The sequence below is a fragment of the Streptomyces viridosporus genome (assembly GCF_002078235.1).
Classification (GTDB): domain Bacteria; phylum Actinomycetota; class Actinomycetes; order Streptomycetales; family Streptomycetaceae; genus Streptomyces; species Streptomyces viridosporus.
In genome coordinates this window covers 1-13899 of the sequence record NZ_MSGP01000271.1, presented here as the reverse complement: position 1 = coordinate 13899, position 13899 = coordinate 1, and the positions used below count along the sequence as shown (strand labels likewise).

The following is a 13899-nucleotide window of genomic DNA, read 5'->3' as shown; positions in this document are numbered from 1 at the left end:
GAATCCCCCGCACCCCCTCCCACGGCCGCGGGAGGGGGCGGTTCCGCGGGGTCCTCGGCGTCCTTGTCAGCCGAAGGCCTCCCGCAGCGCCGGCAGCAGCGTCTTCTCCGACCAGTCCAGGTACTGCGGCTGCGACTCGCCGCCGATCTGCACCAGGGCGATCTCGGTGAAGCCGGCCTCCGCGTAGGGGCGGACGGCCTCGACGAAGTCCTCCGGGTCGCTGCCGCACGGGATCGACCCGGCGACGTCGTCCGGCCGGACGAACTGGGTCGCGAGGTCGAAGGAGTCCGGGTGCGGCAGCTCGGAGTTGACCTTCCAGCCGCTGCCGAACCAGCGGAACTGGTCGTGGGCGCGCTCGACGGCCGCGTTCCGGTCGGGGTCGTAGCACACCGGGAGCTGGCCCACCCGCGGCTTGCCCTCCCCGCCGTGCCGGTCGAAGGCGTCGAGCAGCTCCTGCTTCGGTTCCGTGGCGATCACCAGATCGGCGAGCCGGCCCGCGAGGGCGCAGGACCGCTCCCCGGAGACCGCGACGCCGATCGGCGGCGTCCGGTCCGGCAGGTCCCACAGCCGGGCCGACTCGACGTCGAAATGGGTGCCGTGGTGAGTGACGTGACGGCCCTCGAAGAGGGCACGGATGATCTCCACCGCCTCCTCGAGCATCTCGTGCCGCACGTCCACGGTCGGCCAGCCACCGCCCACCACGTGCTCGTTGAGGTTCTCGCCCGAGCCGAGCCCCAGCCGGAACCGGCCCTCGGACAGCAACTGCATCGTCGCCGCCTTCTGCGCCACCACCGCCGGGTGGTAGCGGAACGTCGGGCACGTCACGTACGTCATCAGCGGAATCCGCGAGGTGGCCTGGGCGGCGGCGCCCAGCACGCTCCACGCGTACGGCGAGTGACCCTGGGAACGCAGCCAGGGGAAGTAGTGGTCCGAGGTCACCGAGAAGTCGAAGCCCGCCTCCTCGGCCCGCACCACGTGGCCGACCAGCTCACGGGGCCCGGCCTGCTCGGTCATCATCGTGTATCCGATTCGCACCATGTCGCCCGGGTCCCCGGTCGCGCAGCGGGAAAACGGTGGATCACCCGGCTGCCGGACGCCGGGCCCCACCGACGACGGCCACCGGTTCGCCCCGCGGCTCAGCCCGCGGCCGGGCGGAACGTCCGCAGGAAGGTCCGCAGCGCCTCCCGGCTCGCACCGTCCTCCCAAGTGGCGGCCGGTGTCGTCCAGCGCAGGGAGAAGCCGCGCCCGCCACCCAGGAGGAGCCCCCGGCCGAAGGTGCGCACCCGGCTGCCGCCGGTCTCGGCGTACCACTCCATGTCGGCGGCTTCCCGCCCCTGGTACGTCGTCGAGCGGATCGAGCCGATCCGCTCGTAGTCGCCGGACCGCTCCAGGCGCGGCTCCACGTCGTCCCGCCACACGGCCACGGCGTCGGACCCCACGCCCGTGCTGTAGGTGACGGCGAGCGTGCGCGGGTCCCCTTCCGCGCCGAAGGTGACGCGGTAGGCCCGGTCGGCGCCGCGCGAGGTGTCCAGCCGCTGCCAGCCCTCGGGCAGGGCGACGGAGAAGCCCTCCGGCGCGCGGTAGGTCCGGTAGCCGGGCGGGAGGTCCGCCGTGCCCGAGGGCGACGGGGCGGGCGCGGCCGACGGCCGGGAGGCCCCCCGGTCACCGGGCGCGGACGCCGAGGCCGCCGGCGCGTCGGCGACGGAGCCGGTGCCGGGCAGCGCCTGCGTCGCGGCGAGCACCGCCACCGTCACGGTGACGACGGCCAGGGTGGTACCGAGGACCGTCGTCCGTCTGCTCCACCTCCGGTCGGCGTACCGCAGGGCGAGGGCGGGCCCGCCGCGCAGCCGGGGGCTCGGCACCGCCTCCGCGACGGCCCCGGAGTCCTCGCTGAGCACGCGGGTGAGCACCTCGCGGACCACCTGCCGGGTCAGCCGCTCCCGCGGGTCCTTGCGCAGCAGCCCCTGGACGACCCGGGTGAGCGGACCGGCCCGCACCGGCGTGCGCAGCGGCAGCCGGTCCACCCCCTTCAGCGTGGCCTCGGGCCGGCCCCGGTCACGGAACGGCGGACGCCCCTCGAGCATCGTGTAGAGGAGCGCGCCCAGTGCCCACAGGTCCGCCGCCGGGCCGGTCCGCTCGTCGCGGGCCTGCTCCGGAGCGGCGTACGACGGGGCGGTGAGCCGGGGCGCGGTCGTCGAGCCGGCCAGCCCGTACCCGGTGACGACCACGGGTCCGCCCTCCCGCACGAACACCTGGCCGGGACTGAGCTCCCCGTGCGTGATGCCCTCGGCGTGCGCGGCGTCCAGCACGTCGAGCAGCTCCAGCGCGATGCGGGCGGCCCGTACGTAGTTGAGGGTGCCCTGTTCGGCGAGGACCTCGCCGAGCGGCGTGCCGTCGATCCAGGCGGTGACGGTCCACAGCGAGCCGTCCTCGTCGAGGGCGTCGACGACGTCGACGACGGTGGCGATCCGGCCGGGGCACAGCCGCGACACGCTCTCGGTCGTCCGCAGGACGCGGGACGGGGCACGGTGTGCGGCACCGTCCGGCTCCTCGGGCAGCTCGATCCGGGTGACCAGGCACGGACGGCCCGTCCGCAGGTCGTCGGCGTACCAGCAGACGCTGTTGGTCTCGCGACGAGTGATCTCGACCAGCCGGTACCGCCCGCCGACCGACTGGTGTGTGGAGACGTGCGCCCTGCCCATGGACATCCCTCTTCGAAACCGCCGGGTCTCCCTTTCCCAGAGGTACGGGGGACCGGACGGGATCCGTTCAAAGGAAGGCCCGGAAAAAGAGGCCACCGCGGATTCCTGTCTTCTGTTCAAGAAAACGAGAAAAGCGGACGGCCGTGCGGAGGGAGGCGGCCGTTCCGGGCGGCGGCGCCCCGCACCTCGGCCGGTGGGCGGGGAAACCCGCGGACCGCGTTCCGTCCCGGGCCGCGACGGAAGCGGATGTCCCGGCCCCTCCACCGGTGACCGGCGGTAAAGGGAAGAAGACCCGCGGCGGGGACGCGGACCGCCGCCCGGCCGGAATCCGGCGGGCGGGCATTTCGGCACGGGCCGGGACGCTCAGCGCAGCCCGAAGCGCTCCGTCCAGGCGATCATGTCGCCGGTGGTGACGTTGCCCCCGCACACCACCAGCCCGAGCCGGGCCCCCTCGCCGACCCGCTCCAGCACCCACCGCGCGGCGGGCAGCAGACAGCCGGCGGCCGGCTCCGCCCACACCTTGGCGTGGTCCGCGAGAGCGAGCGAGCCGAGCACCGCCTCCCGGTCCGGCACCACCAGCACCTCGGTGACCAGCTCCGAGACGTGCTCGTACGTCAGCCGCGACACGGCCGGGGCGCTGAGCGTGGAGACGATCGACGACAGCGCGACCGGCACCGGGCCGCCCGCCGCCAGCGCCTCGGACATCGCCTGCGCGCCCTCGGTCTCCACGCCCCAGACCCGCACCCCGGGCCGCAGCGCCCGCAGCGCCGCCGCCACGCCGGCGATCAGCCCGCCGCCCCCGATGCTCACCAGCACATCGGTGAGGTCGCCGGCGTCCGCGGCGAACTCCAGCCCCACGGTGCCCTGTCCGGCGATCACCACGGGATCGTCGAAGGGATGGACCGGGGTCAGCCCCTCCTGCCGGAGCCGCGTCATCAGCGCGAACGCGCTCTCCATGTCGTCGGTCAACTGCACCGTCGCACCGGAGGACTCCACGATCTCCACGGACCGGGCGGGCGCCGAACGCGGCATCACCACCGTGGCCTTCACCTCGAGGGCACGGGCCATGGCGGCGAGGGCGATCCCGTGGTTGCCGCCGCTCACCGCCACGACCCCGGCCGCCCGCTCGGCCTCGCCGAGCGACAGCAGCTTCGCCGCCGCGCCCCGCGCCTTGAACGAACCGGTGCGCTGCAGCAGTTCCAGCTTCGCGGTGACCGGAACCCCGAGCAGCGCCGACAGCCCGGGGCTCGCCGTGGTCGGGGTACGCACCACGTGCCCGGCGATCCGCTCGGCCGCGGCCTCGACGTCGGCGATCCCGATCACTGCTCCACCTCTCCGGCGCGGGGGACGTGATCCGCGCCGTACCGAACCCTCGCCCGGGGAGCGGTCGGGGTCAACACCGCGCGCCGGGCCGCCGCGGGTTCACAGGTCCCGCCGGACCAGGAAGTCGAGCAGCGACCGCAGATCGGCGGCCGCCCCGGCCTCCAGCGGTACGGCGGTGAGCGCGGCCTCGACGGCCGTGAGGTGGCGGCGTGCCTCGGCGAGCGCCGCCGACCGGCCGCCCGCCTCCTCGATCAGCGCGGCCGCCGCCGCGGGGTCCGTGCCCGACTCCAGGAGCGCGGCGAGGCGCGGGGCCACCGGCGTCCGAAGCGCGACCAGGACCGGGAACGTCTTCTTCCGCTCGCGCAGGTCACCGTGCACGGGTTTGCCCGTGACCGCCGGGTCGCCCCAGACGCCCAGGACGTCGTCCACGATCTGGAAGGCGACCCCGAGGTGCCGCCCCGCACGGTCGAGCGCCGCGGACGTCCCCGCGGCGGCACCGCCGAGGACGGAGCCCAGGGCCGCCGCGCACCCCAGCAGCGCCCCCGTCTTGTGCTCGGCCATGGCCCGGTACTCGTCCGGCCGCACCTGCTCCGGTCCCGTCCAGGGCCGGGCGGCGAACAGCAGGTCGTCCGCCTGCCCGCGCACCAGATCGCCCAGCGCGGCCGACAGCGCCCGGACGGCCGCGGTGCCGCCGGGGCGGGCGGCGAGCGTCTCGACGGCCAGCGCGAACAGGGCGTCACCCGCCAGGACCGCGGGCCCGGTGCCGTAGGCCTTCCACACGGCCGGGCGGCGGCGCCTGGCCGCGTCGCCGTCCATGATGTCGTCGTGCAGCAGGGAGAAGGTGTGCACCAGCTCCACGGCGACCGCGGCGGCCACCCCGGCCCGCTCGGGCGCGCCGGCCGCCTCGGCGCCGAGCACGGCCAGCGCCTGCCGTACCCCCTTGCCGCCGGAGGCCGGGGCCGGGGCGCCGCCCACCTCGCACCAGCCGAACGCGTACGCCGCCATCTCGCCGACCCAGGGGTGCAGTCGCCCCACGGCCTCGGCCAGCGCGGGTCGCACCAACGCCCGGCAACGGTCGAGGACCGGGGGAGCGAGGACCGGTGCGGTGGAACCGGGCGCCGTCACCGGGCGGCCCCCGCCGCCGCGTCGGCGCCCACACCGAGCTCCTCCTGGGCCCGCGCCACCATGTCCCGGGCGTACCTGAGCCCGATCCGTTCCAACGTCCGTGCCAGGTCGGCGAGTTCGATGGCCGTCTCGTGGCGGTCACGGCCCAGGCGGGCCAGCGACTTGGCCAGGCCCAGCCGGGAGAGCGCCTCTCCGCGCGGCTCGCCCATGGCGCGGAACTCCTCCAGTGCCCGCTCGTACCACGCACGGGCCTCGGGGTAACGCCCGGCGCGGTACAGGACGTTGCCGCGCATCTTGTGGTTGTAGGCCAGGGCGCCGGAGAGCTGCAGGGCGCGGCACGACGCCTCCGCCTCGGAGAGCAGGCCGAGCGCGCGCTCGGTGTCGCCGTCCCGCACGGAGACCACGTCGGCGAGTCCGCGCAGCGCCCAGGCGTGACCGCGTCGGTCCTCGGCCCGGGCGGCGATGTCCGCGGCCTCCTCGAACAGGGCGTACGCGGTGTCGTGGGCGCCGGTGTTGCGGTGCATCTGCGCGATGCCCTCCAGCGCCCAGACGGTGTGCCGGGCCTCACCGCGCCGCCTGGCCTCGGCCAGGAGCTGCTCGTGCAGCCGGCCGACCTCCTCGTAGTCGCCCTGGATCCGGCCGGTCTCCGCCAGTCCGGCGAGGGAGTAGCCCCGTACGACGACGTCCCCGCCGTGCTCGCCGAGTTCCGCCGCGAGCCGGAGCAGTCGGCGGGCCAGGGGGAACGCGCCGCGCTGCCGGGCGAGGGTGCCGCCGCTCCACAGCGCCCAGGCCATCGCCGCCGTGTCCCCGGCCGCGCGGGCCGCGCGGTAACTCGCCTTCCACGCCCGGTCGGCCTCCTCGACCCGCCCCAGCCGGCGGTGCGCCTCGGCCACCGCGAGCCCGGAGCGCGCCGCCTCGCCGGGCCTGCCCGCGCGCTCGGCCGCTCTCAACTGCTCGGTTCCGGCGGCCAGTACATCGGTCAGGGAGGAGTTCACCGACAGGGCGGTGAGGGGGCCCTGGTATTCCGGGGCGAATGCCTTGCCGTACATCGAAGCCTTTCGGTCCGGTGCACGCCCTTGTATCCCCTGCGTGTATACATTGTACGTATACACGGCGTGTATACACGGCGTGTAGAGAAGGTCGGAAATGCGCCCCGGCCCGGGAGCCGGGGCGTCACCTGCTGCCGGTCAAGACGTCGGCGGGGCCGGCCGGGTTGCCCGTGAGGCGCAGATCACTGCGGCCCCCGCCCGGGCTGGTCGTAGGACCGGGAAAACTTCTCAGCGCTGCTGTCCCTTCCGGGGCGTCGCCCCGCCGGGCGCACGGCCACACGGCCCTCGCCCCGCGGCACCGGCTGCACGGCCTCGCCCGACCCGCGTGGGCATCCTCACCCGGTCTCCCGCTCCTCCGTCACCGTCGGGGAACGACACGCCCGGTGAGGTGCCGTCAGGCACCGAAGAGCTGGGTCCAGTAGGTGCCCGCCCGGCCGCCGCCGGCGAAGCCGACGCCGATGTGGGTGAAGTCCGGCCCGAGGACGTTGGCGCGGTGACCGGGACTGTTCATCCACCCCCTGACGACCTCGGCGGCCGAACGCTGGCCGCAGGCGATGTTCTCGCCGATCGTCCGGCGCGCCGAGCCCGCCGCCGCGGCCCGGTCGCCGGGACCGCTGCCGTCGGGCGCGGTGTGGGAGTAGAAGTCGCGGGCCACCATGTCGGTGCTGTGTGCCTGCGCGGCCGCCGTCAGCAGGGGATCGGGGGACAGGGACGGCAGCCCGGCGCGGGCGCGCTCCCGGTTGGTGAGGCCGACGACCTCGGTGGCCGCCCGGTCCAGGCCCTCCGGGGTGAGCGGACTGGCCCACAGCGCCGTCCAGTAGACGTCGCCGGACGGACCTCCGTCGGCGTGGGCGAGTCCGGCGTGGGTGAAGGCGGGGTCGTGCAGGGTGCGGCGGGGCGGCTCGTTGCGCAGGCAGTAGGAGACGAACTCGGCGGGGGTGCGCGGTCCCGAGACCAGGTGCTCGCCGACGGTGAGGTACGGGTATCCGGCGGCGATGACGCGCTGGTAGACGGAGACGCCGTCCCGGCTCTCGATGCCGAGGCGCCCTCCCGCGGCCATGGCCGCGGCATGCGCCCGCGCCGCGGACACCAGCCGGGCGTCGAGGGCGACCGGAGGGGAACCGGCCCTCGAGCGGGCGGAGTTGACCGGGGCGAGGAAGCCGTCCGGGTCGAGGGCGGAACCGGGCCCCGGGTCCGCCGGACGGGTGCGGACGGCCGGCCCCGGGGCCGCGGCGGACACCGAAGCGGCGGACACGGACTCCTCGTCCGCGTCGTCCGCGTCGTCCGTGACGTCCACGCCGAAGTCCCGGGCCAGCCCGGCCAGTCCGTCGGCGTACCCCTGGCCCAGGGCGCGCAGCTTCCACCCCTCGCCGCGCCGGTAGATCTCCGCGAGGAGCAGGACCTCCTCCTGTCCGGGGCGCGGCGGTGAGAACCGGGCCAGCGGGCGTCCGCGGGAGTCGGCGACCTGGAGCACGGGGGAGGGCAGGCCGCTCAGCGGCGTGCCGGGCTCGGCGGGACTGACCGCCACCGTGACCCGGGTGGCGCCGGGGCGCAGCGCGTGCGGGGCGACGGTGAGCGTGTCCCCGGCCAGGCGGGCGCCCGGCGCGGACGGCTGGTTGTAGAACACGAAGTCGCCGTCGTCGCGGACCGTGCCGCCGTCGTCCGTGATCAGCGCGGACACGTCGAAGGGGCCGGGCACCCGGACGGTCAGGGCACCGCCCGGGAGGAGCAGATTGCCGCCGGGGACCAACTCGCTCATGGCACCGCCCTGCTGTCGTCGTTCCGGACCGGTGGGGGTGTCCGGAGAACGACCGGCCGGGAGCGCGGGTTCCCGGACGCGGTCCGGCCGACGACCCGCCCCCGGGGAGGGCGACCGCGGGGCGGCGGCTCGACGGCGCCGCCGGTGCGGAAGCGGTCGGCGGGGCGACCGGAGGCCGTGGAGTGCGGTGTGTTCCGTGCCGGGCCTCAGCGCCGCAGTGCCTCGGCCCAGTTCACCGGGACCCTTCCCGCCGGGCCCGGGGTCGGCTGGTCCGCCGGGTGGCTGACCGGAGGCGCCAGCTCGGGACCGGACGCGTACAGCTCGCCGGTGGCGTAGTTCCAGAACCAGTCCTCGCCGGGCTCGTAGCTGCGGACCACGGGATGCCCCGTCGTCTCGTAGTGCGCGGTGGCGTGTCGGCTCGGCGAGCTGTCGCAGCAGCCGACGTGACCGCACTGCGCGCAGCGCCGCAGATGGAACCACCAGCCCCCGGCGGCTTCGCAGTCGGTGCACCCCGCGCCGCTCGGCGGGACGCTCGGGTCGATGGCGTGGTCACTGGTCATGACTGCTCCTCGGGACTGCCGTCGGGGGAGGGTGCGGTGAGCGGAAGGAGCACCTGGAAGCGGGTGTCGCCCGGCTCGGACGTGAACCGCAGGGCGCCGCGGTGCTTGTTGACCACGATCCGCCAGGAGATGTCCAGACCGAGCCCGGTGCCCTCGCCCACCGGCTTGGTGGTGAAGAAGGGGTCGAAGACGCGGTCGCGGATCTCCGGCGGGATCCCGGTCCCGGTGTCGCGGAACTCCACCAGCAGCCGGTCGTCCTCCCGCGCGGTGCGCACGGTCAGGGTGCCGCCGTCGCGCTCCGCGCCGTCGATGGCGGAGACCGCGTTGTCGATCAGGTTCGTCCACACCTGGTTGAGCTCGGCCGGGTACGCCGGGATCCTCGGCAGCGTGCGGTCGTACTCCTTGACGACCTCGATCCGCTGCCCGATCTTCCCCGACAGCATCAGCAGGGTGCTGTCGAGGAGTTCGTGCACGTCGGCGATCTGATAGGGGGCGCGGTCGAGCTGCGAGTACTGCTTGGCGGCGTCGACCAGGTGGGAGATGCGGGTCGTGGAGTCCTGGATCTCGTCCATCAGCAGCTCGGTCTCGACCGTGTAGCTGAGCCAGCCGATCGCGCCGGGGAGGAGCTCCTCGTCCACGGCGGCGGCGACCTGGTCCAGCCAGTCGAGGTCCAGCCCGGCCTGCACGAAGGCGGGGGCGGTCCGCCAGCCCTCGGCGATGCCGTGGTCGTCGAGCCAGTCGGAGAGGGCGTCCTCGCGGTCCGCCGCCTCCAGAGGGCTGAGCGAGGGCGCCTTGGCGACCCGCTCGGCCGTGCGCTCCTGGATCTCGATCAGGTTCGCCAGCGTCTCGGGCTCGTACGTGCCCGCCGAGATCACCCGCAGCTTGTGCCGCATCTTGGCCACGCGCTCCCGCAGGGTCGCGGTCGCCCGTACGGCCGCCGCGGCCGGGTTGTTGAGCTCGTGCGTCAGTCCGGCCGACAACGAGCCGAGCGCCAGCAGCCGTTCCCGCTGCCCGATGGCCCGCTGGGTGTTCTTCGAACCGAGGAACAGCCCCTCCAGGAGGTGGACCGCCATCGGGAACCACTCCCGCATGATGTCGGCGAACGTGTCCGCGGGCAGCACGAAGAACCGCGTCGGCACGGTCACGCGCATCGAGTTGTTGTAGACCTGCGGCACCCGCTCCCCGAGGTACGCCTGCATGGCCCCCGCGTACACCCCGCGCTGGGAGGTCCGGCTGACCTCGACGTCCTCCCCGCCGACCCTGCGGGACAGCACCACGGTGCCCTCCAGCATCACGTAGAAGCACGCGGCCGGTTCGCCCTCCGCGTACACCGGTCCGGGCTCGAACCGCTCCACCCGGCCCTCGCGGCACAACCGCTCGAGCTGTTCCGGGGCGAGCTTCTCGAACAGGAACAGCGAACCGATCTCCTGCGGGCCGCAGGGCGCCGACCGCCCGCTCACGACTGCTCCAGGTACCGGTGGACGAGCATCACGGCCATGGCTCCCTCTCCGACGGCGGACGCCACCCGTTTGGCGGACTCCGCACGCGCGTCGCCCGCGACGAACACGCCGGGGACGTTGGTCTCCAGGTGGTACGGCGGCCGGTCCAGCTCCCAGCCCGCCGGCGGCCGCCCGTCGGCGGTGAGGTCGGGGCCCGCGAGGATGAACCCGCGCTCGTCGCGCAGCACCGTCCCGTCCAGCCAGCCGGTCAGCGGCGCCGCGCCGATGAACACGAACAGCCACTGCGCGTCGACCGGTTCGGTCCGCCCGGTCCGCGTGTCGCGCAGGGTCAGCCGCTCCAGGTGCCCGTCGCCGTGCGCCGCCTCGACGACGGTGCCGGCCCGCACCGAGATGTTCGGCGCCTCGTCGATCTGCTGGATCAGGTAGTACGACATCGACGCCGTCAGGTCGGGTCCGCGCACCAGCAGCGTCACCGACTTGGCGCCCCGCGCCAGGTACATCGCCGCCTGGCCGGCGGAGTTCGCGCCGCCGACGATGTACACGTCCTGCCCCCGGCAGGCGGACGCCTCCGTCAGCGCCGACCCGTAGAACACGCCGCACCCGGTCAGTTCGTCGCAGCCGGGCGCCGTCAGCTGCCGGTAGGACACCCCGGTCGCCAGGATCACGCTGTGCGCGGCGACGGCCGAACCGTCGGAGAACCGTACGACGCGGGCGGCGCCGCTGATCTCCAGCCCCGTGGCCTCGCGCGCGGTGAGGATCTCGGCGCCGAACCGGGTCGCCTGCCGCCGCGCCCGCTCGGTGAGCTGCGCTCCGGACACCCCGTCGGGGAAGCCCAGGTAGTTCTCGATCCGCGAGCTCTGCCCGGCCTGCCCGCCGGTCGCCGACCGCTCCACCAGCACGGTCCGCAGCCCCTCCGAGGCCCCGTAGACCGCCGCGCCCAGCCCGGCCGGCCCGCCGCCGATCACCACGAGGTCGTAGAAGTCGGCCGCCGGTGTCGTCGCCAGCCCCACGTGCGCGGCGAGCTCCACGGGCTCGGGCTCCACCAGCGACGTCCCGTCCGGTGTGATCACCACCGGCAGCCGCATCCCGTCCTCGCCCGCGGCGGCCAGCAGTCGCCGGCCCTCCGGTCCGTCGGAGGCGTACCAGCGGTAGGGCACCTGGTTGCGGGCCAGGAACTCCCGCACGTCCGAGGAGCGCGCCGACCAGCGGTGGCCGACCACCTTGGTGCTGGGCACGGGCCGGCGGTCGCTGCGCCGCCACGCCTCGAGCAGGTCGTCCAGGACCGGGTAGAGCTTCTCCTCCGGGGGGTCCCAGGGCTTGAGCAGGTAGTGGTCGAGGTCCACGACGTTGATCGCGTCGATCGCCGCGTCGGTGTCCGCGTACGCGGTCAGCAGCACCCGCCGCGCCCCCGGGTACACGTCCAGGGCCTGCTCGAGGAACTCGATGCCGTTCATCCGCGGCATCCGGTAGTCGGCGAGGATCACCGCGACGAGGTCCCCGCGCAGCTTCAGCTCACGCAGCGCGTCGAGCGCGGACGCACCGGACTCCGCGCGCACGATCCGGTACGACGCCCCGTAGCGCCGCCGCAGATCCCGGGCCACGGCGCGGGAGACGCCCGGATCGTCGTCCACGGTCATGATGACGGTCCGCGCTGCGTCGGCGACCTGTGCCATGCGTCCCCCACGTGGAGCGGTCGTGGAGCGGTCGGATTCCCGGCACGGTGCCCCCGGGTGCGACCGCGGTCGCCGCGCCGACCCAGCCCATCGTATGTTCGATCGCGTCGATTCGCCCAGGTATGCGTGGGTTCCGCAGGCCCCGGGGTTCGGGCGCGGCGCGCGGAGCCCGTCCCCCCGGACCGGCCGCGTCCACCGTCCGCTCCCGGGCGGGAGTCGCGGCGGCGGCGTAGGGAAGACTGGACCGCGCGCAGTGACCACGACACCGGGAGGAACCGCATGACGCGCCCGATCACCGCAGGGATCGACGGAACCGAGGAGAGCCTCGCCGCGCTGGCCTGGGCGGCGAGGGAGGCGGTGCGCCGCGGACTGCCGCTGCGGGTGGTGCACGCCTGGCGGTTCCAGGCGCACGACGCGGTGGACACGGGGGACGCCGCCACGCAGGAGCGGTGGGTGCGCGAGGCGGTCGGCGAGGCGGCCCGCACCGTCACCGAGCGGCATCCGGACCTCGCCGTGACGACGGACGTCCTCGAGGGGGACGCCGTCGAGACCCTGGTCGGCGTCGCGGCGGACGCGGAGATGCTGGTGCTCGGTTCGCGCGGGCACGGACGGATCATGGGCTTCCTGGTCGGCTCGGTCGGCCAGCAGGTGATCGTGGAGGCCCGGCGGCCGGTGGTGTTCGTCCGGGCCGGGGACCGGCCGTCGAACGAGGTCGCCGGGCACGAGGTCGTCGTCGGCCAGCACGGCGACCCGGAGGACAGCGCCGCCGCGCTCGGCTTCGCCTTCGAGGCCGCCGCCAGGCGCGGAGCCACCCTCCGCGCCGTGCGCGCCTGGACCCTGCCGCCGATGTTCGCCTACGGCCCGGCCTCGCTCCAGCTCCTCGACGAGGCCGGCGGGCTGGAGCCGTTCGAGCAGAAGGCCCTCGCGGCGGCGCTCGCGCCGTGGCGGGAGCGCTACCCGGACGTGCACGTGGTCGAGCACGTGGAGATGGGCAGCGCCGGCCAGGTGCTGCTGTCGGTGGCGGGCACGGCCCAGCTGATGGTCGTCGGCCGCCGCGACCGCCGCACGGCCGTCGGCGCCCGGATCGGCTCGGTGGCCCACGGGGTGCTGCACCACGCGGACTGCCCGGTGACCGTGGTGCCGCAGGCCTGATCAGGCCCCGTCCCGGTCGGCTCAGTCGGCCGGGGGCCGCAGCGCGTCCCGGGTCCTCGGCAGGATGTTCCCGACGTAGTCCTCGACCGCCGTGTCCATGCCGATGTCGTGCTGGGCCCGCTCGGAGAGGTACCAGCGGTGCTCCAGGAGCTCGTGGTAGATCTCCGCCGGGTCCATCGCACCGCGCAGCTCCGGCGGGACGGCCCGCACGGTGGGGCGGAACACCTCCCGCACCCAGCGGTGGGCCAGGACCTCCGGGCGGGCGCCGTGCGGGTGCCCCCCGCCCGGGCCCGGCCGGGAGCCGGCGGGGGCGTGGTCGTCCTGGGTGGCCATCCAGCTCTCCAGGTCGTTCAGCAGCCGCCGGGCCTGGTTCTCCTCGGTGTCCAGCCCGGTCAGGCGCAGCAGCTGCCGCTGGTGGTGCCCGGCGTCGACGACCTTGGGCACGAAGGTGACCGTGTCGCCGTTGGAGGCGCGCTCGATCTGCATCTCGGCCACGTCGAAACCGAGTTCGTTCAGACGCCGGATGCGGCGCTCGATGTAGTGGTACTTGCCCGCCGGGTAGACCGAGGTGCGGGTCAGCTCGGTCCACAGGTCCCGGTAGCGGGCGCAGATGCCGGTGCCGAAGTCGACCGGGTCGACCGACGGGTGCAGCGCTCCGGAGGCCTCCAGGTCCAGCAGCTCGCCGCTGATGTTGACGCGGGCGAGGTCGAGGTCGTACTCGCGCCGTCCGACGCTCAGTTCGGGGTGCAGGTCGCCGGTCTCGGCGTCCACGAGGTAGGCGGCGTAGGCGCCCGCGTCCCGCCGGAACAGCGTGTTGGACAGCGAGCAGTCGCCCCAGGCGAACCCGGTGAGGTGCAGCCGCACCAGGAGCACCGCGAGCGCGTCCATCAGCCGGTGCATGGTGGCCGGCCGCAGCGTCGTCTCGAACATCGACCGGTACGGCATCGAACCGCCGAGGTGCCGGGTGACCAGGACGCTCTCCAGCGGCTCCCCGGCCAGGTCGGTGCGGCCGGTGACCACGGCGAGCGGGTCCACCGCGGGGATGCCGAGCCGGTCCAGGTCGCGCAGCAGCTCGTACTCGCGCAGCGCGGGCCGC

General features: G+C 74.8%; 11 protein-coding genes. 1 reads left to right on the top strand and 10 read right to left on the bottom strand.

The annotated features are described in order from the left end of the window. Positions 1 to 66: 66 nt before the first annotated feature. The 9 genes from B7L92_RS19910 to B7L92_RS19870 all read right to left on the bottom strand — a co-directional run bounded on the left by B7L92_RS19910 (position 67) and on the right by B7L92_RS19870 (position 11651). Positions 67 to 1038 carry an LLM class F420-dependent oxidoreductase gene (locus B7L92_RS19910; protein ID WP_081238874.1) on the bottom strand — a complete coding sequence of 324 codons (972 nt, stop codon included), beginning with the start codon at positions 1036 to 1038 and terminating at the stop codon, positions 67 to 69. A gap of 98 nt (positions 1039 to 1136) precedes the next feature. Continuing rightward, entirely contained in the window at positions 1137 to 2702 is a 1566-nt protein-coding gene (locus B7L92_RS19905; RefSeq protein ID WP_081238875.1) for a serine/threonine-protein kinase, read from the bottom strand. Positions 2703 to 3065: 363 nt separating this feature from the next. Beyond that, positions 3066 to 4025 (bottom strand): threonine/serine dehydratase family protein, encoded by a 960-nt coding sequence (locus B7L92_RS19900; protein WP_081238873.1) that lies wholly within the window; start codon positions 4023 to 4025, stop codon positions 3066 to 3068. Between the two features lie 99 nt (positions 4026 to 4124). Continuing rightward, positions 4125 to 5150: a polyprenyl synthetase family protein gene (locus tag B7L92_RS19895; RefSeq protein WP_081238872.1), complete on the bottom strand. Its 1026-nt coding sequence runs from the start codon at positions 5148 to 5150 to the stop codon at positions 4125 to 4127. After that, positions 5147 to 6199, bottom strand: coding sequence for a tetratricopeptide repeat protein (locus tag B7L92_RS19890; protein WP_081238871.1), 1053 nt, complete (start codon positions 6197 to 6199; stop codon positions 5147 to 5149). The genes B7L92_RS19895 and B7L92_RS19890 overlap by 4 nt, the downstream gene beginning before the upstream one ends. Positions 6200 to 6593: 394 nt before the next feature. Beyond that, the gene (locus tag B7L92_RS19885; RefSeq protein WP_081238870.1) at positions 6594 to 7958 is read right to left on the bottom strand and encodes a CAP domain-containing protein; all 1365 of its coding nucleotides are present in this window, start codon (positions 7956 to 7958) and stop codon (positions 6594 to 6596) included. 206 nt (positions 7959 to 8164) lie between these two features. Beyond that, positions 8165 to 8518, bottom strand: coding sequence for a UBP-type zinc finger domain-containing protein (locus B7L92_RS19880; RefSeq protein WP_081238869.1), 354 nt, complete (start codon positions 8516 to 8518; stop codon positions 8165 to 8167). Beyond that, positions 8515 to 9978, bottom strand: coding sequence for an ATP-binding protein (locus tag B7L92_RS19875; RefSeq protein WP_081238868.1), 1464 nt, complete (start codon positions 9976 to 9978; stop codon positions 8515 to 8517). The genes B7L92_RS19880 and B7L92_RS19875 overlap by 4 nt, the downstream gene beginning before the upstream one ends. Next, positions 9975 to 11651: an NAD(P)/FAD-dependent oxidoreductase gene (locus B7L92_RS19870; RefSeq protein ID WP_081238867.1), complete on the bottom strand. Its 1677-nt coding sequence runs from the start codon at positions 11649 to 11651 to the stop codon at positions 9975 to 9977. The genes B7L92_RS19875 and B7L92_RS19870 overlap by 4 nt, the downstream gene beginning before the upstream one ends. Positions 11652 to 11930: 279 nt before the next feature. On the opposite strand from B7L92_RS19870, the gene B7L92_RS19865 reads away from it, so the two are divergent. Further along, positions 11931 to 12803 carry a universal stress protein gene (locus tag B7L92_RS19865; RefSeq protein ID WP_081238866.1) on the top strand — a complete coding sequence of 291 codons (873 nt, stop codon included), beginning with the start codon at positions 11931 to 11933 and terminating at the stop codon, positions 12801 to 12803. A gap of 21 nt (positions 12804 to 12824) precedes the next feature. Here B7L92_RS19865 and B7L92_RS19860 read toward each other — a convergent pair. Then, the coding region (locus B7L92_RS19860) for a DUF4032 domain-containing protein (protein WP_081238865.1) at positions 12825 to 13899 on the bottom strand (1075 nt) is incomplete at its 5' end.